Source organism: Parasphingorhabdus litoris DSM 22379 (genome assembly GCF_020906275.1).
Lineage (GTDB): Bacteria > Pseudomonadota > Alphaproteobacteria > Sphingomonadales > Sphingomonadaceae > Parasphingorhabdus > Parasphingorhabdus litoris.
The window spans coordinates 1,347,679-1,369,191 of sequence record NZ_CP086727.1 but is presented as its reverse complement, the minus strand read 5'-3'; the positions used below and the strand labels follow the sequence as shown (position 1 = coordinate 1,369,191).

Here is a 21,513-nt window from a genome sequence, read left to right as displayed (position 1 = left end):
GCCCGCAATTGAAACGAGACGCCGACGTTAATCGGCGCCTCGCCCCTATCGGTTAGCCTCCAAAGGGTACCGAACTGTGATGCAGGTTGATTTTCAATTCGCCGTCGTCGCCGCGGACATAGCCAAAGCTATATTCAACTTTGGTGTCGTTGCCGTCAGTGTCGGTGAAATAATAATTGCCCATGGCCATCGCGCTATCGCTATCAACGACCGTGCCTTCGTTTTCCCAACGCACTGCGGTCCATGGCTTAATCGCAAAGCCTTTGTCTTCAGAACCTTCTGTGCCGACAAAATAGCTCATTGCTCCTTCAAAGTCGCCGCGGAACTGGTCCTCAGCCGCTAGGGTAGGCTTGAAAAGAATGGTGGTGCCATCGCCATATGCATAGAATTTCTTGATATGCGCGTCAGCAGCGGCCCGAAAATCGCCCTCTTCTGTGAACGCCTTACCAATGGCAACAATGCCTTCACCCCATGCCGTTTGCGCAGCGGTTACTTCCTCGGCGGTTATCGGAGCGGCCGCTTCCGAACTCTCTGCCGCAGCGTCTGTTGCTGTCGTTTCAGAAGAACAGGCTGCGAGAGCCAGTGGCGCTGCTGCAAGCAGGATAGCAAATTTTTTCATCATAGTTTCCTTATTCAACTTCGCGCCGGATGCTATCATGCTATGTCCAAAAACCCGCAATCTGATCCAGCAAGAATATATACCCCTAGCGGTTACGATAATAGATTTGCTGGGGGAAAATTATGTTACACTCCAATTGGCACACAAAACAGCTTTTTGTGTGGACCGGATATCGACGCGATCGAACTTAAGAGCAAATATAAAATATCTGGCCTCCTTGATAGAAACTATCAATACATAGCGCTATTCACATGCCCCGGCCATTTCGATCAAAGTCCCACACTTTTGAAATGGTTAGATCGCTTCTGCGGATCGATACTTTACTTAATCGATCAATCGTCTAATCGAAGCGCCAAGAGACAATTGGAGACCTAATAATGCGTGCCGAAGCCCAGGCGCATGTCGACCGGATCAGCGCAGCCCTCGACCTTCTGAAAACATCGCTGAATTGGGATGTTGCCCTGCGCCGGCTCGACGAGCTCAATGCGCGGGTCGAAGACCCCACATTATGGGATGATCAAAGCGCGGCGCAAGCGGTCATGACCGAACGGCGGCGGTTGGATGAATCGATCACTGCGGCCAGGGAAATTCAGCAAGAAATGGACGATGCACTCGAATTTATCGAGATGGCTGAGGAAGAAGGAGACGAGGGTCTCGCCGACGAAGGGGTCGGAACCCTCGCTACGCTTGCAGACCGTGCAGACCGCGACAAGATACAGGCTTTACTCTCTGGTGAGGCGGACAATTTCGATACCTATCTCGAAATTCATGCCGGCGCCGGCGGAACCGAAAGTCAGGATTGGGCCGAGATGCTGCTACGCATGTATCAGCGTTGGGCCGAAGCGCGCGGCTACAAAGTCTCCATGGTCGATTATCAGACAGGTGATCAAGCCGGCATCAAATCGGCAACGATCGAAATCAAGGGCGAGAACGCCTATGGCTTTGCCAAGACCGAAAGCGGTGTTCACCGACTGGTGCGTATCTCGCCATTTGATAGTGCCGCAAAGCGTCATACCAGCTTTTCCAGCGTCTGGGTCTATCCGGTGATTGACGACAGTTTTGAAGTTGAGATTAACGAAGGTGATCTGAAAATTGATACCTATCGTGCCTCGGGTTCTGGCGGGCAGCATGTTAACACCACCGATAGCGCCGTGCGCATCACCCACCAGCCGACCGGTATTGTCGTGGCTTCGCAAAATGACCGCAGCCAGCATAAAAACAGGGCAACTGCCATGGGTATGTTAAAGGCGCGTCTCTATGAGGCCGAACTGCAGCGCCGCGAAGCAGAAGCCAGCGGTGAATATCAGGCCAAGACCGAAATCGGTTGGGGTCACCAGATCCGTTCCTATGTTCTGCAACCCTATCAGATGGTGAAAGATTTGCGCACCGGCGTAACCAGCAGCGCACCGTCTGATGTGCTCGACGGAGCCATTGATCCCTTTATTGCCGCAGCTCTTTCGCAGCGCGTGACGGGCGAAACCGTCGAAGTCGAGGATGTTGACTAGGGCAGTACATCGAACACCATCAGGTCTTGCAATTCCCAATGGATAGCTCTACCGCGCCCGCATGAAGCTGATCAGAGATCTTTTTCGAAACCGTCCTGTCTGCTTCCTGGCACTTTTTCTCTTTGCAATTGCCATGAAGGCTGCGGTGCCAAGCGGCTATATGATCAGCACTGACAGCAAGACAATATCCGTCAAGATTTGCAACGGCTTGGACAATAGCGAGCAGACTATCGAGATACCGATGGCCTCTGATTCTGGCGAACATGAGCGCGGAACTGATCAGAGTGGGGAGGCTTGTTCGTCCAGCAGCTTCTCAAAATCTACAATGACTGCCACAGATCCTATTCAACTTACCTTGGCTCTGGCATTCATCATGCTCGTTGGCCTGACGACTGGGCTCGACACTAAGCGAGACCACACAGCGCATCTGCGCCCGCCCCTTCGAGGACCACCTGTTTCCCTCTGAATTACGCTCGGTTTGCTGGAACGGCAAATCTCGTTTCAATTCATTTGGAAAGCACAACAGAAATGAAAAATCGTTTTTTAATGCGGTCTGCGCCGATATGCGCGGCTGCCCTGCTATCGTCCCCCCTAGCCGCTCAGACTGATCCAGAATCGCAAAATTCGTCTGCGCCAGATCAGTCTTGGACACCATCCAACACAATTGTGGTGACCGGTATTCGTCAAAATTATGCGATTGATGTTGCTAGCGTAACGCGCACACCGGTTCCGCTTGTTAATGTCCCACAATCCATTCAGGTATTGACCGACACATTGATCAAGGAACAGGAACTCAATACGCTGGATGAGGCGCTGCGCAATGTCTCTGGCATTATTCCTTCTTTGTCCTCGGAACTGGTGCTCGCCAATCCGATTGTCCGTGGTTTTGAGGCAGAACTGTTTACCGACGGTCTTATCGGTTACGCCGATACCGCAGTAGCAGACCCAGCCAGCCTGATCGCCGTGGAACGTATCGAAGTCGCTAAAGGTGCAACATCAGCACTGTTCGGCGGCGGCACCGGCGCTCCTGTTGGCGGACTGATCAATATTGTCAGCAAAACCGCCGAACCGGGTACGAAATTTTCTATCCGCGGCCGTGCCGGGAGCTTTGATACATGGCAATTGGGCGGCGATGCCAATCTTCAGCTGGATGACAATCTTTCTGTGCGTTTGATTGCCGAATATCAGGATGCGGAGGATGCAATTGATGCCGTGGAGATTGAGCGATTTTATGTAAACGCCTCTGTACGCGCGCTATTGCCGACTGATACGGAGATTATCGCCCGGTTTACCCACAGTCGGGTGGAACAGCTTGAATATGCTGGTCTGCCAGCATCAGTGGTTGATCTTCCGGGCGTTGATCCGTTCCGTTTTTCCGGCGCAACCAATGCGCCGCCAACAGTGGTAGAAAATCTCAGTGCCGATTTCTCTCTGTCTCAACCTTTGGGCGACAATCTCACCTTTGATTTTCGAGCAAGGCGCTATGAAAACGATTTTCGGGAATTCGCAACAACGATTTTAACCTCTTTCTTTCCCGGCACCGGCAGCGAATTTCCAATCATCAGCGCGCAGTTACCAGCAAAGGTTGATGAGTGGACATTGGACAGCAGCATAACTGCGATTTTCGATACCGGACCGATCAATCATACCCTGTTGGTCGGCGCGCAATATGACGCAACAGATTACGAAGCCGCCACGGGTTTCAATCTTGTTCCCCTTGGTATTCTGGACTTTGCCGATCCGGACAGCGATCTGGATTTTGGACCGATACCACCACTCGATACTTTTGTGGCCAATGACTATCGCACAACAGCTTTCTATGTGCAGGATCAGATCTCGATTTTTGATCGCCTCCATATTCTGGCCAGCGTACGATATTCTGAACTGACTCTGCGCGAAAATCTCGGCGGCAATGGTAATCGGGAAACGTATAAAGAATGGGACCCGCGTATTGGCGCTACGCTCGATATTGTAGACGGACTGGCGGTATTTGCCGGCTATGCCGAAGGGTCGCGACTTGCGATCTTCTTCAACAATCCGGATATTGCTCCGAAACCAGAACGGGCACGAAATTTTGAGGCCGGGATCAAACTGGGATTGGCAGAACTTGGCCTGAGCGGGACCTTGGCATGGTTCGATTCAAAACGAACCAACGTACCGACACCAGACCCGAACACGTTCTTCTCTTCCATCCAAACTGGCGAGCAACGCAGTGAAGGCATTGAACTCGACCTGATCTGGGAGCCCAATAGCAATTGGTCTTTCCTCGCAACCTATGCCTATACCGATGCACGCGTGACATTTGACACTGTCATTCCCTCTGGAGACGAATTACCGCGGGTCCCAGACCATGCCGGACGGTTTGCCGCTCGATACCGGTTTATCGGCGGCACCCTAGATGGCTTGGCAATCGGTGCGGGGCTGACGGCGGCGAGCAGTGCAGAACTGACTTTGCCAAACAGCGTCCGTAGTGACAGCTACATCGTTTTTGACGCACAGGCGAGCTACGATCTAGGGCCCGCACGATTGGGGTTGCGGATCGATAATATCTTCGATGAGCAATATTTCCTGCCCTATCAATATCTGGCGCAATCAGTGGTGCGTCCCGGCAACCCCCGTTCTGCCTATCTCACTCTCAACTTCGATTTTTAAACGATTTCATATCTATTCAGGAGACAAACTATGACCCTCGACAGACGTTCTCTACTTCTCGGTGCCGGATCGGCGCTATTTGCGGCACCCTTTTTGGCAATCGAAAGGGCCGCGGCACAAATTGCTGAGGGCGACATCTCCCCGGCACTGGCTGCAGCCCAGAAGGAAACGGAAGCTGCGCATTTTGATTTGATGAAAATCGAAGGCATAAAAATGCACGGAAATGAAAAGATAGCCATGCTACTCTACCCTGGCTTTACAGCGCTGGATCTTGTTGGACCGCATTTTTTCTTTGCTTGTATGATGGGTGCAAAAGTTGATCTGGTAACCACAGAGGAAAATCTGGCACCCGTAGCATCTGACCTGCAATTGGCGATCGCGCCAACGGCAAAGCTGGAGGAGATAAGCGGACCACTCGACATTCTATTCGTTCCGGGCGGCACGACCGGAACTGCCAAGGTGATGGCGGACAAAAGGTCGATCAACTGGATATCAGCACAGGCTAAAACAGCCCGTTACATAACCAGCGTCTGCACCGGATCGATGATATTGGGTAAAGCGGGTTTGCTACAAGGAAAGCGAGCAACCTCGCATTGGGGTGCGCATGCGGTGCTGCCCGACTATGGTGCCATTCCGGTGGACAAGCGAGTGGTTGTTGACGGCAACATCATCACCGGTGCCGGCGTGTCTGCGGGAATTGACTTTGGCCTCTCTCTTGTTGCTGCACTGCGAGGAACCAAATATGCCGAAGCCCTTCGCCTACAAGCCGAATATGCACCAGAACCACCGGTTGATGGCGGAACGCTCGCAACAACCGATCCCGCCGTTGCAGATGCTATGAACGGCATGTTTGCTTCCACCCGCGAACAATTTCGGCAACTGGCACTTTGATTGATAATCGCGCTGCTGAACCGGTATCTGTGTCGTGGTCTCTCCATATTGATATTCCTAACTCGGATACTGGTTCACACGGACCATAGAACAGCGCAATTAAATCCATTGCCCCAATCGTCGCCCTGGCCTAAATCTGTGCGCATGCGTATTTTCAAATCTGATTTCTTCACTCTTCCTTTGTCGGCGCTTATCGCACTGGCAATCGCTGTTCCGGTTGCGGGTTGCAAGCGTATCCCGGATGAAGATGCCAATCGGCCTGAAACGGCGCTGGCTTACCCGCCTGCCTCTCGTCCGGTTTCAGAACTTGCCGGCAATGCATGGTCGACGGAGACCGCTCGCGATAAGCGCGGCGAGGCTGAGGAGATCATGAAAGCGGCGGGCCTTGCTCCGGGCATGACAGTCGCAGATATCGGCGCGGGCGAAGGCTATTATACCGTACGACTGGCCGAACGGGTCGGAGAAGATGGCCGTGTTTTAGCGCAGGATATTGACGAGGACGCCATTAAGCGGCTGGCCGAACGGGTTGCACGCGATGAATTGGATAATGTTTCTATCAAACTGGGCGCACCGGATGATCCGCGTTTGCCAGTGGACAGTTTTGACCGGATTTTTCTGGTCCATATGTATCATGAGGTCCGCGAACCTTATGCTTTTCTCTCACGCCTGCGTCCATCGATCCGGCGGGATCAAGATGGCGGTAGCTATGATGGAGGCGAGGTTATCGTGGTTGATGTTGATCGACCATTTGCGGAGCATGGCATTTCGCCAAAGCAGCTTTTCTGCGAGTTTGAAGCCGTCGGCTATCAATTGATCGGCTATATGGAACGTCCGGAACTGGGCGGCTATTTCGCGCGCTTCCGGCCCGTTGGCAAATCACCACTTCCAGGCAAGATAGTACCATGTGAGTTGCTGGAATAGAACGTACCGAACCGCTTACTCCTATTCGGCAGGATCCGAAGACTGCCCACCATATTGGTGTCGAAAACGTTTCGCTTTTCTCAGTAGCCGCCGCCAATGGCGATGATCACGCCTCGACCCCTTGGTATTGCGAATACGCCTTTGCAATACATCGATCGTCTCATCGCCAAATTCGTGAAATAGCCTTCGGATTTTCGTCGCATCTTTATCGCGTTGATGCCTTGATTGAAAAAAGTCCCACACGGTCTGTTCTCTGTCCCATGATAATGGTTGTAGAGAACCCTGCCGATATTTTGATACACCATATCAAACGTCCGATACAGCATTTTGAGACCAACAGTTTCACTCAAATGAGCAGTATAGATTGAACTGACATTGCAGTCATGTCCGCAACTAGTTTTCGTCGCCCATCTTAAGCGCTGCTATAAACGCCTCTTGCGGAATGCTGACATTGCCATATTCGCGCATCTTGGCCTTGCCCTTCTTCTGCTTGTCGAGCAGCTTCTTTTTACGGCTGATATCACCGCCATAGCATTTGGCGGTCACATCCTTGCGCATCGCAGCGATTGTCTCACGTGCTATCACTTTGCCGCCAATGGCCGCCTGAACGGGTATTTTGAACAAGTGGCGGGGGATCAAGTCTTTAAGCCGCTCACACATATGCCGGCCGCGTGATTCCGCAGCATCGCGGTGGACGATCATGCTGAGCGCATCAACCGGATCACCGTTGACCAATATGTTCATTTTGACGAGATCGCCCGTGCGCAAGCCGACTTGATGATAATCGAAGCTGGCATAGCCACGAGAGATACTCTTCAGGCGATCATAGAAATCGAACACCACTTCATTGAGCGGCAATTCATAAACCACCTGCGCCCTGTCACCGACATAGGTTAGATTTTTCTGTACTCCGCGCCGATCCTGACAAAGTTTTAGAATACCGCCGAGATATTCGGCAGGACAATAGATCGTCGCCTCAATCCATGGCTCGTCAATGTTGGATATCTTCACGACATCCGGCATGTCGGCGGGATTGTGGAGAAACTGCTCGGTTCCGTCATTCATCACCATGCGGTAAACCACCGATGGGGCCGTTGTGATCAGGTCGAGGTCATATTCGCGGGTTAGACGTTCCTGTATGATCTCCAGGTGCAGAAGTCCCAGGAAACCGCAGCGGAACCCCTGCCCCAGCGCCGCGCTGGTCTCCATTTCAAAGGTGAAGCTGGCATCATTCAGCCGCAGCTTGCTGATGCTTTCACGCAGCTTTTCAAAATCGGCCGCATCAACCGGGAACAAACCGCAGAAAACTACAGATTGCACTTCCTTAAAACCGGGTAACGCTTCTGTTGCACCGTCTTTGACCGTCGTAATCGTATCACCAACAGCAGTCTGCGACACTTCCTTGATCTGGGCGGTGATAAACCCGATTTCGCCAGCGGCCAGTTCGGGCAGCTGCTCAATCTTTGGCCGCATACAACCGACACGATCGACGAGATGCTCCGTGCCCTGCGCCATGAATTTGATGCGCTGTCCCTTGGTCAGCACGCCGTCAATAACGCGAACCAATATGACCACGCCAAGATAAGGGTCATACCAGCTGTCGACCAACATTGCCTTTAGCGGAGCATCGCGATCACCACCGGGCGGTGGTATCTTCTCGACAACCTGCTCCAATATATCCTGAATACCAATGCCGGACTTTGCCGATGCGAGTACGGCTTCGGAAGCATCAAGGCCAATTATCTCTTCAATCTCGTTACGAACGCGCTCGGGCTCTGCAGCAGGCAGATCGACTTTGTTCAGAACGGGTACAATTTCATGATCATGTTCGATCGATTGGTACACGTTGGCAAGCGTCTGCGCTTCCACACCCTGCGCCGCATCAACCACAAGCAATGCACCTTCACAGGCGGCCAGGCTGCGCGATACTTCATAAGCAAAGTCGACATGGCCCGGTGTGTCCATCAGGTTGAGCTCATAAGCCTCACCATTTTTTGCGGTATAGTTAAGTCGTACCGTCTGCGCCTTGATGGTGATGCCGCGTTCCCGCTCGATATCCATGTTATCGAGCACCTGCTCGCTCATCTCGCGCTCGGTCAAGCCGCCAGTATATTGGATCAAGCGATCGGCCAGCGTGGATTTGCCATGGTCGATATGCGCGATGATCGAGAAATTACGAAGGTGGGAACGTTCAGTCATGTCCGCGCCGATAGCAGGGGTTTTCACCGCTGTCAGCAGGGAAACGCGTAAAATGCGCGCCACCTTTCAAACTATGTCAGGCGGCGCGCATCCATATCGCTTAAAGCAATGATATCAGCTCGAACTTAGCTACCGCCACCCAATGGGATACGGAAACCGAGATTGAAGATGGATTGCTCACTCTTCACGCCCAAAGTCGCGGGCAACAGATTGACATCATAGTCGCCGCGGTCGGTCGCACGGTAGGTATATTGACCGAAAAGCTCGAAGGATGGGCTCAGTCTGTATGTCACACCGGCCATACCCTGATAGGTGAAACGGGTTGATTTATCGTCAACAACGTCGATCCCGGATGGTGCATATTCGACATCCTGTCGGGTGAAACCAACACCCGCGCCGACATAAGGCACCAAAGACTCACTGATCTGGAAGTCATAAAAGGCATTGGCCATCAGACCATAGTTTTTGATCTGACCGTCATCGGTGCTGAGCACCGTACCAACTGTTGGATTGGCTGGATCAGCCGCACCGCGCGTCAGAACGGCAGAATCCACGGCATCGATCACGGTTCCGCCGACGGCAAGGTCACGGTGCAAATCGACATTGGACTTGTTGTAAAAGCCCTGCAATTCGACCCGGAAACCATTGTCGAAGCGGTAACCGGCCAGCAAATTGAGATCCAGGCCATTGTTCAGCTCTGTCGTCCAGTCGAGATCGGTACCTGAAGCGATAGCATCAAAGTCGGCTGTCGCCGCCACATCGCCTTCAAATTCTCCGCGATTTTTTGAATCACTGGGTAGGTTAAGCCCTGCCGATGCGCCTACATAAGGCTCTCCGGCATGAGCGGCGCCACTAAACGCCAGAGACGTTCCTGCGGCAAGGACTGCAAATAGTTTGAAAGAACTACGCATATTCAACTCCAAACCCCTGTTCGGTGTTGCCCCGCTGCGGAGTGAATTGGCGATGCATTCGCGATTTTCAATATGTGGACGGCTCGGTTCGTCGCAAAACGACGGCGCTTTTCTAACGTTTCATGAGGAGAAGTTGAAAATAGTGGCAAACTTGCATCAGTTGGTTCACGTCGCTGAAAACAACCAAAGGATTGGCTTCTCGCTAGTAGATTCCGCCTTCGTCCTGCAGGAAGTCATTGTCATTTTGCGCCGGTCGATTGCCTCTGCCTTCGGCATCTCGATTGCGTGCAGCCAGTTTTGCTGCCCTAATTTGCGCCTTTTTCGCTTCCAGACGCGCCAGCAATTCTTCCTTGCGGATCGAACGTCTTGGTTCGGTCTCCGGCTTGAACACATCCCAGATCACGGCCGATCTTGGATCATCAGACGGCCAGCCGCCAAAGACCCGTTTGCCGCTTTTGCGATCTACCCGCACCATCCGAATGCCGCGCGGTGCGACAAATGGTGTTTTCGGCATGCCTGCCATCGCTTTTTCCGCAAACTGTTTGAATATCGGTGCCGCCAATGTGCCGCCCTGGGCATAGCCGCCCATATTAGCCGGCTGATCAAAGCCCATATAGACGCCCGCGACCATGTCCGGAGAACCGCCGACAAACCAAACATTGGTCGGCCCACTCGCGGTGCCGGTCTTGCCGAATAGCGGTCTGTCGAGACTTTTCAGATTTTGCGCAGTCCCACGGGTTATGACGCCTTCCAGGATATTGACAATCTGATAGGCCGTCATCGGATCCATAAGTTGTTTGCCAGCAGGCCTTGGCCGCGGCATCGGTTTTCCATCCCAGTCAGATTGATTACAGTCTTCGCAAATCCGATTGTCCGCACGGAAAATAACCTTGCCCTCGCGGTCCTGAACAAAATCAATAACCGTCGGCTGCAACTCGCGGCCATGATTGACCAGCATGGAATAGGCGTTGGTCAGCCTTTGCACCGTTGTATCCCCTGCACCGAGGGCAAAAGAGAGATACGGCTTGTAATCACCAATTCCCATCGTTTTTATGGTTCTAACGACATTTTCCATCCCGGCATCATTGGCCGCCCGAACAGTCATCAGGTTGCGCGATTGCTCAACGCCCCAACGCAATGTCTGCGCTCCAGCTCCACGCGCACCGCCAAAGTTGCGGAAACATTTGCGCCCCAATGACGCAGATTGATAAACACAAAATGGACTGTCGACGATGATGGTTGCTGGCGTCATGCCTTGATCCAGTGCGGTCGCATAAACAAAGGGCTTGATCGTTGAACCCGGTTGCCGCTCGGCCTGGGTTGCGCGGTTGAAAGAACTCATCCGGTCGTCAAAACCGCCCTGCATTGCCCAAATTCGGCCGTTGCGCGGATTTTGAACCACCATACCACCCGATACCTTGGGGACGCTGCGCAAAACGTAACTGCTGCCACCTGCCGGGCTGACGGCAATAATATCACCGGCTGCCAGCTTACTGGGTGCATTGCTTACACGGCCGGTCGTCCCATCCCTAAAACCGATCTCAGCGCTATTGCCCTGACGGTTCAATGCGACGGCAATGCGCCAATCGGCATAGTCGGTATTGATGAACGTGGATGCTAATCGCTGTGCCCATTTGTCGTCCATCTCGATCTTGTTGATCGGTCCGCTCCAAGCCCGCCCACGGCTGTACCTAAGCAAACCGGTGCGCAGCGCATCTTTGGTATATTCCTGCAGCTGAGGATTAAGCGACGTTCGGACCCAAAGCCCGCCGGAGTAAACGCTGTAAGGCCCGGCTTCCTCATTCTCGCCAAATTGCTCGATCAACTGACGACGGACTTCTTCGATGAAATAGCCGCCGACCCTTTGAAAACGGGCGCCGCGAGAGCGAATAGTACCAAGCGGCTGGGCAACAGCTTGATCATGTTGGACCTGCGTGATCCAGTCATTGTCGAGCATGCGGCCCAATACCCAGTCACGCCGGTTAACTGCCCGCTGTTCATTATTTTCCGGCCGATAGTTGGACGGCCCTTTCGGCAAAATCGCAAGATAAGCCATTTCGTGCAAAGCCAATTCATCGACATCTTTGGCGAAATAGGCTTGCGCGGCCGCCTGCACACCGTAAGCGTTGCGGCCGAGGAATATCTGGTTGAGATAAAGTTCAAGAATTTCCTGCTTGGTCAGCACTTCTTCAATGCGATAGGCGAGCAATGCCTCCCGCACTTTACGCCGATAGGAAACCTCGTTGGTCAGGAGCAGATTTTTGGCGACCTGTTGCGTGATTGTGGACGCACCAATGGGTCTACCACTGCTCGAAATATTACTGACGATCGCGGTCGCGATACCGGGATAATCAAGTCCGCCATGTTCAAAAAATGTCCGATCCTCTGCCGCGAGATAAGCGCGCACCAACAATGCCGGATATTCAGCATATTCCAGCTGAACACGGCGTTCCCGTGCATAGCTGTGTACGGGCTCGCCATCATAGGCCCGCACCATAGTGGGCAGTGGTGGCTCATATTGTTGCAGCATTTTTGCATCGGGCAAATCGCGGGCAAAAAGAACCCAGATCAATAACCAGCCCAGCAGGCACAGCACAACAAATGCAAGAAAGAGCCGGAAGAGCCGCTTTTGCCAAAGCTTCTCCATCCAGCTCAAAAAGCCGCCGGTATTCCGCTCTAGCTTATAGGCAAGACTTTCCGCTGTTCCTGCGCCTTCATTATCGGGTGTATTTTCAGCCATATGAGGCGCTATCTAGCACTATCGGCACCATTTTCCAGAAAATATCGATGAAAAATATTATCGGCTCAGTGTGAGACAATGGCAGAGGAAGGGATCAGGTCGGTCCGACGGCAGAACTACGCAAGCTTTGCCGTGACGATTTTATCGCTGCACCAGTTTGCGCGCAAAATGGGCCTCAATCGCATTGGCAATCCCGATGGCGACTTTCGACTGACCATCTTTAGAACTGAGTAGCGCGACATCTTCCTTGTTGGTCAGATAGCCGGTTTCGAACAAAACTGAAGGCGTATCGGGTGCTTTTAGAACAATCAGCGAAGCGAAACGATGCGGATTGGTGCGAAATTTAATCATACGCTGCCCTTCCCGGATCAGCAATTTTGCAAAATCAGCCGAAACATTCATCGTTTCGCGTTGCGTAAGATCAATCAGAATAGAGGAAACATCCTGGTTGGATTCCCCCAAATTTACACCATTGATAATATTCGATCGGTTTTCTCGCGCCGCCAATTTGGCTGCTTCACGATCCGAGGCCACCTCAGACAATGTATAAACGGTGGCGCCATTGGCCGATTGATTGCCGGCCGCATCCGCGTGAATGGAAATGAACAGCTCCGCTCCTAGACGCCGCGCAATGCCATATCGTTCTTCCAGCACCAGATATTTGTCGGTTTCCCGCGTTAAGGCTACCCGCACACGCCCACTGGCAACCAGTTGATCACGCACAGCCTTGGCGATGGCAAGCACGACGGTTTTTTCATATTTGCCGCCATGTGGGGAAACCGCACCGGGATCGTGCCCGCCATGTCCGGCATCGATGACAACAAGCGGCCGGTCTTTGTCGTCAGGACCGCTGATCTTTGGCAATGTCACCTCATCCTGCGGCTTCCCGAGCGGAACTTTCACGCTGTAGGATTTCTTCGGTGGTTCAGCCCGAAACTGAACCGGTGGCAGAAAAGACTTACGCCCCTTGTTCAAGGCATCGCCGCCGACAGTCTGCAGGCTTAGTTTGAGACTCTTACCATCCGCAGAAAAACCGCCTTCGGTTATGATTGCCGGGCTATCGAGATCAAACACGATCCGCGCGGTATTGGGCCGATATTGCCCCTGACGCACAGCTTTAACCATACCCGCCGCACGGCCGCCACGTCCTGCCTTTCCGCCTTTGATGTCAACAGCAATCCGGTCGGGTCCGAGCAGGGAAAAGGCTGATGCGCTCTCGACCAGCCCGTCAAAGGAAACGGTGATTTGCCGGTCATTTGCATCAATACGGCTAACCGAACCGGCATTTGCTGGATTCAAGGTCAACAGAGTGGAAGCTAAAATCGCAGCGAAAGCCATGGCTGCCTTATGCAATGCGCCAGCCATATCGGTCCAGTCAAAATTCATGTTTGTAAGATTGCCCTCGGTTTTTCGCCGTCAAACGCGGTGAAAAAACCATTAAGCATATAATCGTAATCCCCGGTAAAATGAGATGGTTAACAGGAAATTTACCCTATTTGAGATGGACTTGGCGCGATTTCTTCACGGCAGAACAAGAGCAGTCCGTTCCGGTGATAGTTTGTGTTGCCGATTTGTTATTGCGGTGCTAGCACCCCATCTGTGCTGTTCAGAATTCTTTTTGAAGAGCACTCTCTAAGCTGGGTTTTGATCCAGCGCATACAGGTTGAAGCGACATGAGGCATGACATCTCCGGATCCGGAACTCTTCCACAGGGAAGTGCTTCTATGGACGGAAAGTCCCTGGCTAACGGCCCGGGCCATGCATTTGTCGCAGACGCATTTTTTTCAGAAATATTTGAAATTAACCGGATGACGCCGCCCGCTCCCCCTATTCTGGCAGCGCGCAAGAAGACGTCATCCCTTTTACATTGCATGGTTCCGCCGGGCGCATTCCCGCCGCACCGTGCCAGGAGTATATTGAATGACAACGCGCATGTTAATCGACGCGCGCCACCAGGAAGAAACCCGGGTGGCGGTCGTAAAAGGGAACAAAATTGAGGAATTCGATTTTGAATCTTCGGAACATAAACAGCTAAAAGGCAATATTTATCTAGCAAAAGTAACGCGAGTAGAACCCTCTCTGCAGGCGGCTTTTGTTGATTATGGTGGCAATCGCCACGGATTTCTCGCTTTCAGCGAAATTCACCCCGACTATTATCAAATTCCGCAGGAAGATCGCGAACGCCTGCTCGCCGAAGAAGCCGAGCATGCGGCCGAAGAAGCGGCGCTGCGTGCTAAGGAAGAAGAGGAAGAAGACGCGCCCGCTGACATGGTGCGCAGCGAAGCAACCGAAGAGTTGGATACAGCTCTGGTAGAGGTTGAGAAAGATGAAAGCGTCGACACGATTGATGTCACCGAGGGTGAAGTACCCAGCGAGGACAATGGTGATGATGACGACGCCGATGAGGACGACAGCGACGACGAAGACGACGAAGACGGCGAAACCGATGAAGAAACAGGCGATGATGCCAAGGATTCATCTGACGGCAATGCAGAAGCCGAAAATAAGGGCCGGGGCAAACGCGGCAAAGGTCGGAACCGCGGACGCGGCGGCCGTGGCGGCAAAGGCAATATAGCCAAGGCGAGCGACCAGGCGCGCCAAAAGCGTATGGCCTTGCGCAAGCGCTACAAAATTCAGGATGTCATCCAGCGTCGCCAGGTTGTTCTGGTACAGGTCGTCAAGGAAGAACGCGGCAATAAAGGCGCTGCCCTCACCACTTATTTGAGCCTTGCCGGTCGTTATTGCGTGTTGATGCCCAACACGTCCCATGGCGGCGGCATCAGCCGGAAAATCAACAATGCCGGCGATCGCAAGCGTTTGAAATCCATCATTGCGGATCTGAAACTGCCCAGCACAATGGGTTGCATCGTCCGCACCGCAGGGCTGTCCCGTACAAAAACAGAGATCAAGCGTGACTTTGATTATCTCGCACGGCTGTGGGACGAAGTACGTGAAAAGACATTGGGAGCAGTGGCACCCAAGTTGATCCATAGCGACAGCGACCTGATCAAGCGCGCCATTCGCGACATTTATAATCGCGAGATAGAGGAAGTGCTGGTTGAAGGCGCCGAAGGCTATGCTGCGGCGAAAAACTTCATGAAGCTGTTGATGCCCAGCCACAGCCGCCGCGTCAAAAGCTATGCCGATCCGGTATCTTTATTCCAACGCTATGGTGTCGAGGATCAGCTGTCTGCCATGTATCAACCAGAGGTCCAGCTGAAATCCGGCGGTTATCTGGTAATTAATCCAACCGAAGCGCTTGTATCGATCGATATCAACTCTGGCCGCTCCACCCGTGAGCACGGGATTGAAGCAACGGCGGTTAAAACCAACCTCGAAGCTGCTGCAGAAATTGCCCGTCAATTGCGTCTACGCGATATGGCTGGTCTGGTGGTTATCGATTTCATCGACATGGACCGCCACAGCAATATCCGCAAAGTCGAGCGGGCGATGCGCGATGCGCTGAAAAATGATCGCGCGCGCATTCAGGTGGGCCGTATTTCTAGCTTTGGTCTGCTCGAAATGAGCCGCCAGCGCCTACGGACCGGCGTTCTTGAGGCGTCGACCAAAGTCTGTCCGCATTGCGAAGGCACAGGCCTCGTCCGGACGGCCTCTTCATCTGCTCTTTCCGCCTTACGCTTGCTCGAAGAAGAAGCGGCAAAAGGCAAAGCGAGCCAGATCACGCTGACCGCCAGCCAGGAAGCGACCATCTATGTGCTGAACAGCAAGCGGCATGAAATTGATGATATTGAAAAACGCTATGGCGTATCGATCCAGATCACCCCGGATGGTGAGACCGAAGGCGCGCGCATGGAGGTCAAAGGCTCTGGCGGGCCGCCGAAAAATGCACCGAAATTCGAACCCATTATCGACGACGATGATGATGACGTAGCCGAAGCAGCCGAGCATGAAGAGGAAGCAGAACAGCGTCCTCGCAAGCGGCGGCGGCGGCGCGGTCGGCGCGGCCGCGGTGGTGGTGATCGCAATACCGAAGCCAATGCTGAAGCCCAAAACCAGAGCGATGATGGTGATGGCAAAGCGTCGGAGGGACAAAGTTCCGCCGATACAAAAGCTGAGGCAACCGAAGATGATGGCGAAAAGCCAAAATCACGCCGGTCACGTGGCGGACGCCGTAAGGCAGCCGACACCGCAGAAGGCACCCCGGAAGGCACTGATGCACCGGCAGAAGTCGCCAGCTCCGACGATGCAGCCGAAACTGCTGAAAAGCCGAAAAGAGCTAGCCGTTCGCGCAAAAAGGCCGAAGCACCGGTAGAAGCATCAGATGATGCAGCAACGGAAGACAGCGTAGCGAAAGACGCCGAAGAAAAACCGAAACGCAGACGCGCCCCGCGCAAGGCAAAAGCGGCTTCGGACGAAACCGCGGCACCGGCAGAAGAGGAAAAAGCCAAAAAGCCAGCTGCGAAAAAAGCAACACGGTCTAAAGCTAAGAAAACCGATGCTGACAGCGCAGATGCGGAAGAAAAGCCTGCCAAAAAAGCTACGGCCAAAACTGCTGCAAAGAAAACGGCCACTAAAAAGACGGTAGCCAAAAAAGCAGACGAGGAAACGCCAACTGAGACCGTTGAGGAAAAGGCCAGTGCACCGCGTGGTGGCTGGTGGCAGCGTACATTTGGTTGATGAATATCGACCGGCTTTTGCGCCATTTTACGCGAAAGCCGGTTGCTATTTCATCGAAGGTTAAGCCTTATCATGTCAATAGAAGGGTAAATTTGCCAGAGCTTCATCAAGAGGAATTTCATGTCATCGCTGAATGAAAACAGACGCAAGGCTTTTGCTGGCCTTTCGCTGCCCCGCATCGGACAGGTGATCACAGCCTTTTTGGCGATGATAGCCATTACGGTCCAGCCCGTTGCCGCGCAGTCTATCCTTCGCGATGCCGAGACCGAAGCCCTATTCAGCGATATGGTTGCCCCGCTTGTCGCGGTATCCGAACTGGATGCCAAAGATGTTGAAGTCATCCTGATCAACAGCAAACAGATCAACGCTTTTGTTGCTGGCGGGCAGCGCATGTTCTTTTATTCCGGAACCATAGAGGCCGCCGATAGTGCCGTTGAAATTCAAGGTATCATGGCTCACGAGCTTGGCCATATCACCGGAGGTCATATCATTCGCTTTGACGAAGGTATCAAAACGGCCACAGGTATTACCATACTCAGCCTGATCCTGGGCGCAGCCGCCATTGCTGCGGGCGCAGGCGATGCGGGCGCGGGAATATTGGCTGCAGGCCAGCAAGCCGCCACCGGCAAATTTTTGGCCTTTAGCCGGGTGCAGGAACGCGCCGCGGACTCCGCTGGCGCACGCTATCTCTCCGCCGCCGGGATCACAGGCCGCGGATCAATTGACTTTTTCAAGAAACTGCAAAATTACGAGTTCCGCCTCGGCATCCCGCAAGAAGATAGCTATGGTCGTACCCACCCGCTTTCGGGCGAACGTGTCAGCCTGCTCCGCGACGTATATCAAGCAGACCCGGCTTGGGACACACCGCCTGATCCCGAAATTGAAGAGCGATTCCAGCGGGTAAAGGCCAAGTTGCTTGGCTTCACGAGCGAACCAACCGTAACGTTGCGCAAATTTCCCGAAAGTAACCAAACTATTCCGGCGCGCTATGCTAGGGCTTATGCATGGCACAAAAGTGCTTATCCCGATCGCGCGCTCTTGGAAGTAAACAGCCTGCTGAAAGACAATCCGAACGACCCCTATTTCCTCGAACTACACGGACAGATATTATTGGAATCGGGAAGGCCGCAAGAAGCAATAGCATCCCTGCGTAAAGCCGTGCAGCTGACCAACAATCAACCACTGATTGCAAGCCTCTTTGGGCATGCGCTGATCGCGACCGAGGATGAAAGCCATTTTGCCGAAGCCGAACGCGTTTTGAAGGCTGCTGTTGTTAAGGACAACCGCAATCCCTTCGCCTGGTATCAGCTTGGCGTTGTCTATTCCCAACAAGGTGATACAGCGCGCGCGCAGCTGGCGACAGCAGAGAGTGCACTGCTACAACGCAATTATAGCAGTGCCATTCGCAGCTCTCAAATCGCGATGGCTGGTATCAAAGAAAATACGCCGGAGTGGATCCGTGCGCAGGATATTTCGCTGATCGCGAAAAACGAATTTGAGCGTTCGGATCAACGCCGCCGCTAAATGGCGGTCAGTAAAATCACCAAAATTATGTAACAATTGTAGACAAGTTAGCGAACCTCCGACAAGGAGTGCTCGTTCTTTGAAATGGAAAAACGTGGAAAATAACAACAGAAAGTGGATGATTATGGCAGGGGGCATTTTGGCCATAGCAGGGGCAGCGACTGTCTGGTTCATGCAAACCGGTAGCACATCGGCAAGCGAAGAAGCCACGAAAGCCGCTCTGGCAGCCGGAATTGACAGCAAGGAACAGGCCGCAATCGAAGCCATTGTCCGCGATTATATCCTGAAGAATCCGGAAATCATTCCAGAAGCGGTCGAGATACTGCAAAACCGCCAGAAAAAAGCAGCCATTGACGAAATTCGCAAGGAAATCCAAGCACCCTTTGCCGGTACGGCCTTTGCCGGTAATCCCAATGGTGATGTCATAGTGGTCGAATATTCCGACTTTGCCTGTCCTTATTGCAAACAGACGACCGCCGATATCGGCCGAGTGCTAGGAGAGGACAAGAATATCAAGGTCGTGTTCCGCGAATTGCCAATTCTCAGCGAAGCCAGCAATGATGCCGCATTGATGGCCCTTGCAGCGGCCAAACAGGGCAAATATTACGCCTTTCACAAGACGATGTTTGCAACCGGACGGCCCACACCTTCGACCATCGAAAGCGCTGCGAAAGAAGTTGGCCTGGATATGGCAGCCGCACGCGAATTTATCGCTTCACCCGAGGCACAGCAAGAAGTGCAGCGTAATATCGAAGTGGCCCGGCAACTGCAATTTACCGGAACACCAGCCTTTGTTGTCGGCAACCAAACAGCGGTCGGCGCAGTGGGTTATGACGGTTTGAAAGAAATGATCGCCAAGGTACGCGGCTCGAAATAAGTCTTGCCCCTCTGCGTGCGCGCTTCACCGATAGCGCCGCCCAAGCGCCTTTCCTACAGAGCTGGATTGATGGTAATATCAGCACGATACCCACCCACTCCCCGTTCAGCATATTCATCTCTGATCACCCACGCCTGAGCACGTGTGACTTGTGTGAACTTTGGGAATTATCTGGAGAAATAATGGGTTCTGAAAAAGTCCCACAGAGCTTTGTGAACTTTGTGAACTTGGCCAGAATTCAGATGCTCTCAGGCCGTCCTTTGAACCCTTGTGCAATGACATACCATTCGGAAGAACCTTTGCGGCTAGCGGGCGGCTTGGCATGTTTTACTGTCTTGAAATGCTGTTTGAGCATGGCCAGCAATTCATTGTCCGTGCCGCCCGCCAATACCTTTGCGACGAAGGCGCCGCCTACCTGTAAATTCTCGATGGCAAAATAGGCACCCGCTTCAACCAATCCCATGGTGCGCAAATGATCAGTTTGTTGATGCCCAACCGTATTGGCTGCCATGTCCGACAATACGAGATCGGGCGCACAGCCCAACGCGTCCATTAGCTGATCAGGTGCGCTGTCATCCATAAAATCCATTTCAAGGATGATCACACCTTCGATTGCATCGACAGGCAATAAGTCGATGCCAACAATCTTTGCTTGTGGAACAAATTTGCGAATAACCTGCGCCCAACCACCCGGTGCAATGCCCAGATCAACCACAGCCTTGGCCTTGCGGACAAATTTGAACCGTTCGTCCAGCTCGAGAATTTTATAAGCTGCGCGAGAGCGATAGCCGTCTGCCTTGGCCTTTTTTACATAGGGATCGTTTAACTGTCGCTCCAGCCATCGCGTCGAACCAATTTTGCGACCTTTGGCAGTTTTCACACGCTGTTTACCGCCCGAACGCCCTCGGCTCATGATCGCCGCCTTTGTTCGTGCGAAGACATAAGCGAACGGAGTATCCCTTCCCGGATGCCGCGATCCGCAACACCGACACGATTGGCTGGCCAGATATCGAGGATCGAATCCAATATCGCACAGCCGCCAACGACCAGATCAGCGCGCTCTTTGCCAATGCATGGAATGGCCGCTCGCTCTTGCGGTGAACAGGCCGCGAGCATTGCGCTGATATCGCGCATGGATTCGGCAGGCACGATCAGGCCATCAATTAATTTGCGGTCATAATGCGGCAACTTCAGATGCAGGCTCGCCAAAGTGGTAACCGTGCCGCTGGTACCCAATAAGCGAAAATCGCAATTTTCCGACACTGGCAAGCGGCTTGCAAAATCCGCAAAGCTCTCGGCCACACGGTTCCGCATATTATCAAAAGCCTGTTCTCTGGCCGCCGGATTGTCAGCATCGAACTTTTCACTTTCGGTCAAGGATACCACGCCCCACGGCGCGCTGAGCCAATCGATAATTTCAGGTGCGCTGCCTGATGTGTCGACAAGGACCAGTTCCGTTGATCCGCCGCCTATGTCAAATATCAAGGCCGGACCGTCACCTGGTTCGAGTAGGATCTGACAGCCCAGGACAGCCAGCCTTGCTTCTTCTTCGGCCGTGATGATATCAAGCGCGATCCCGGTTTCCTGACGAACGCGATTGATGAATTTTTCGCCATTGCTGGCGCGGCGACAAGCCTCAGTGGCAACAGAGCGCGCCAATGTTACATTGCGGCGTTTCAGCTTATCTGCACAGATCGATAGCGCTGCCACTGCACGATCCATTGCACGATTGCTAATTCGGCCAGTTTCCACAAGGCCTTCGCCCAATCGCACAACCCGCGAGAAAGCATCTGTTACAATAAAGCCATCGGATGAGGGTTTAGCGACCAATAGCCGACAATTGTTCGTGCCTAGATCAATGGCAGCATAAGATCGCAGCTTTGGCCAGCGTGCGCCATTTTTGTGAGAGGGAGACGGATTTCGACTCCCGTTCTTATGTCTCGCCGCAGGTTTCGGGCGGGCCGTCCTTGCCGATTTTCCGCCGTCTTGTCGTTGCGGCGATGGGGATGCTTCATCCGCCATAACCGTTACTCTTA

15 protein-coding genes are annotated in these 21,513 nt (G+C 53.1%); 8 read left to right on the top strand and 7 right to left on the bottom strand.

Annotated elements, in window-relative coordinates; translation table 11 throughout:
* Positions 1 to 52: 52 nt before the first annotated feature.
* On the bottom strand, positions 53 to 622 hold the full coding sequence (locus BS29_RS06625; protein ID WP_229956416.1) for a phosphoribosyl-AMP cyclohydrolase: 570 nt from the start codon (positions 620 to 622) through the stop codon (positions 53 to 55).
* A 374-nt stretch (positions 623 to 996) separates the two neighbouring features.
* Between BS29_RS06625 and prfB the strand changes: the two genes are divergently transcribed.
* From prfB to BS29_RS06600, 5 genes are all read left to right on the top strand, one after another.
* On the top strand, positions 997 to 2,124 hold the full coding sequence (gene prfB, locus BS29_RS06620; protein ID WP_229956415.1) for a peptide chain release factor 2: 1,128 nt from the start codon (positions 997 to 999) through the stop codon (positions 2,122 to 2,124).
* Between the two features lie 61 nt (positions 2,125 to 2,185).
* Positions 2,186 to 2,590 (top strand): hypothetical protein, encoded by a 405-nt coding sequence (locus tag BS29_RS06615; RefSeq protein WP_229956414.1) that lies wholly within the window; start codon positions 2,186 to 2,188, stop codon positions 2,588 to 2,590.
* A gap of 80 nt (positions 2,591 to 2,670) precedes the next feature.
* Positions 2,671 to 4,776: a TonB-dependent siderophore receptor gene (locus BS29_RS06610; protein ID WP_229956413.1), complete on the top strand. Its 2,106-nt coding sequence runs from the start codon at positions 2,671 to 2,673 to the stop codon at positions 4,774 to 4,776.
* Between the two features lie 30 nt (positions 4,777 to 4,806).
* Entirely contained in the window at positions 4,807 to 5,667 is an 861-nt protein-coding gene (locus tag BS29_RS06605) for a DJ-1/PfpI family protein (protein WP_229956412.1), read from the top strand.
* Positions 5,668 to 5,811: 144 nt separating this feature from the next.
* On the top strand, positions 5,812 to 6,588 hold the full coding sequence (locus BS29_RS06600) for a class I SAM-dependent methyltransferase (RefSeq protein ID WP_229956411.1): 777 nt from the start codon (positions 5,812 to 5,814) through the stop codon (positions 6,586 to 6,588).
* Between the two features lie 393 nt (positions 6,589 to 6,981).
* Here BS29_RS06600 and lepA read toward each other — a convergent pair whose 3' ends face one another.
* The 4 genes from lepA to BS29_RS06580 form a co-directional block, all read right to left on the bottom strand.
* Entirely contained in the window at positions 6,982 to 8,787 is a 1,806-nt protein-coding gene (lepA, locus tag BS29_RS06595; RefSeq protein WP_229956410.1) for a translation elongation factor 4, read from the bottom strand.
* Between the two features lie 125 nt (positions 8,788 to 8,912).
* Positions 8,913 to 9,698: an outer membrane beta-barrel protein gene (locus tag BS29_RS06590; RefSeq protein WP_229956409.1), complete on the bottom strand. Its 786-nt coding sequence runs from the start codon at positions 9,696 to 9,698 to the stop codon at positions 8,913 to 8,915.
* A 202-nt stretch (positions 9,699 to 9,900) separates the two neighbouring features.
* Positions 9,901 to 12,438 (bottom strand): penicillin-binding protein 1A, encoded by a 2,538-nt coding sequence (locus tag BS29_RS06585; protein WP_407673758.1) that lies wholly within the window; start codon positions 12,436 to 12,438, stop codon positions 9,901 to 9,903.
* Between the two features lie 141 nt (positions 12,439 to 12,579).
* Positions 12,580 to 13,824 carry an N-acetylmuramoyl-L-alanine amidase gene (locus tag BS29_RS06580; protein WP_229956408.1) on the bottom strand — a complete coding sequence of 415 codons (1,245 nt, stop codon included), beginning with the start codon at positions 13,822 to 13,824 and terminating at the stop codon, positions 12,580 to 12,582.
* A gap of 534 nt (positions 13,825 to 14,358) precedes the next feature.
* Between BS29_RS06580 and BS29_RS06575 the strand changes: the two genes are divergently transcribed.
* From BS29_RS06575 to BS29_RS06565, 3 genes are all read left to right on the top strand, one after another.
* Positions 14,359 to 17,076, top strand: a complete 2,718-nt coding sequence (locus BS29_RS06575; RefSeq protein ID WP_229956407.1) for an Rne/Rng family ribonuclease — start codon at positions 14,359 to 14,361, stop codon at positions 17,074 to 17,076.
* Between the two features lie 120 nt (positions 17,077 to 17,196).
* The gene (locus BS29_RS06570) at positions 17,197 to 18,600 is read left to right on the top strand and encodes a M48 family metalloprotease (protein WP_407673757.1); all 1,404 of its coding nucleotides are present in this window, start codon (positions 17,197 to 17,199) and stop codon (positions 18,598 to 18,600) included.
* A gap of 118 nt (positions 18,601 to 18,718) precedes the next feature.
* The gene (locus BS29_RS06565; protein WP_229956406.1) at positions 18,719 to 19,477 is read left to right on the top strand and encodes a DsbA family protein; all 759 of its coding nucleotides are present in this window, start codon (positions 18,719 to 18,721) and stop codon (positions 19,475 to 19,477) included.
* A gap of 238 nt (positions 19,478 to 19,715) precedes the next feature.
* Here BS29_RS06565 and BS29_RS06560 read toward each other — a convergent pair whose 3' ends face one another.
* Both BS29_RS06560 and BS29_RS06555 read right to left on the bottom strand, forming a co-directional pair.
* Positions 19,716 to 20,390: an RlmE family RNA methyltransferase gene (locus tag BS29_RS06560; RefSeq protein ID WP_229956405.1), complete on the bottom strand. Its 675-nt coding sequence runs from the start codon at positions 20,388 to 20,390 to the stop codon at positions 19,716 to 19,718.
* Positions 20,387 to 21,499 (bottom strand): Ppx/GppA phosphatase family protein, encoded by a 1,113-nt coding sequence (locus BS29_RS06555; RefSeq protein ID WP_229956404.1) that lies wholly within the window; start codon positions 21,497 to 21,499, stop codon positions 20,387 to 20,389. The genes BS29_RS06560 and BS29_RS06555 overlap by 4 nt, the downstream gene beginning before the upstream one ends.
* Positions 21,500 to 21,513 lie beyond the last annotated feature (14 nt).

Bases quoted from the DNA above. Each gene is read 5' to 3' on its own strand.
- lepA (WP_229956410.1), bottom strand. From the start codon at position 8,787: ATGACTGAACGTTCCCACCTTCGTAATTTCTCGATCATCGCGCATATC.
- BS29_RS06605 (WP_229956412.1), top strand. From the start codon at position 4,807: ATGACCCTCGACAGACGTTCTCTACTTCTCGGTGCCGGATCGGCGCTA.
- BS29_RS06580 (WP_229956408.1), bottom strand. From the start codon at position 13,824: ATGAATTTTGACTGGACCGATATGGCTGGCGCATTGCATAAGGCAGCC.
- BS29_RS06565 (WP_229956406.1), top strand. From the start codon at position 18,719: ATGATTATGGCAGGGGGCATTTTGGCCATAGCAGGGGCAGCGACTGTC.
- BS29_RS06575 (WP_229956407.1), top strand. From the start codon at position 14,359: ATGACAACGCGCATGTTAATCGACGCGCGCCACCAGGAAGAAACCCGG.
- BS29_RS06610 (WP_229956413.1), top strand. From the start codon at position 2,671: ATGCGGTCTGCGCCGATATGCGCGGCTGCCCTGCTATCGTCCCCCCTA.
- BS29_RS06615 (WP_229956414.1), top strand. From the start codon at position 2,186: ATGAAGCTGATCAGAGATCTTTTTCGAAACCGTCCTGTCTGCTTCCTG.
- BS29_RS06625 (WP_229956416.1), bottom strand. From the start codon at position 622: ATGATGAAAAAATTTGCTATCCTGCTTGCAGCAGCGCCACTGGCTCTC.
- prfB (WP_229956415.1), top strand. From the start codon at position 997: ATGCGTGCCGAAGCCCAGGCGCATGTCGACCGGATCAGCGCAGCCCTC.
- BS29_RS06590 (WP_229956409.1), bottom strand. From the start codon at position 9,698: ATGCGTAGTTCTTTCAAACTATTTGCAGTCCTTGCCGCAGGAACGTCT.
- BS29_RS06585 (WP_407673758.1), bottom strand. From the start codon at position 12,438: ATGGCTGAAAATACACCCGATAATGAAGGCGCAGGAACAGCGGAAAGT.
- BS29_RS06555 (WP_229956404.1), bottom strand. From the start codon at position 21,499: ATGGCGGATGAAGCATCCCCATCGCCGCAACGACAAGACGGCGGAAAA.
- BS29_RS06570 (WP_407673757.1), top strand. From the start codon at position 17,197: ATGTCATCGCTGAATGAAAACAGACGCAAGGCTTTTGCTGGCCTTTCG.
- BS29_RS06560 (WP_229956405.1), bottom strand. From the start codon at position 20,390: ATGAGCCGAGGGCGTTCGGGCGGTAAACAGCGTGTGAAAACTGCCAAA.
- BS29_RS06600 (WP_229956411.1), top strand. From the start codon at position 5,812: ATGCGTATTTTCAAATCTGATTTCTTCACTCTTCCTTTGTCGGCGCTT.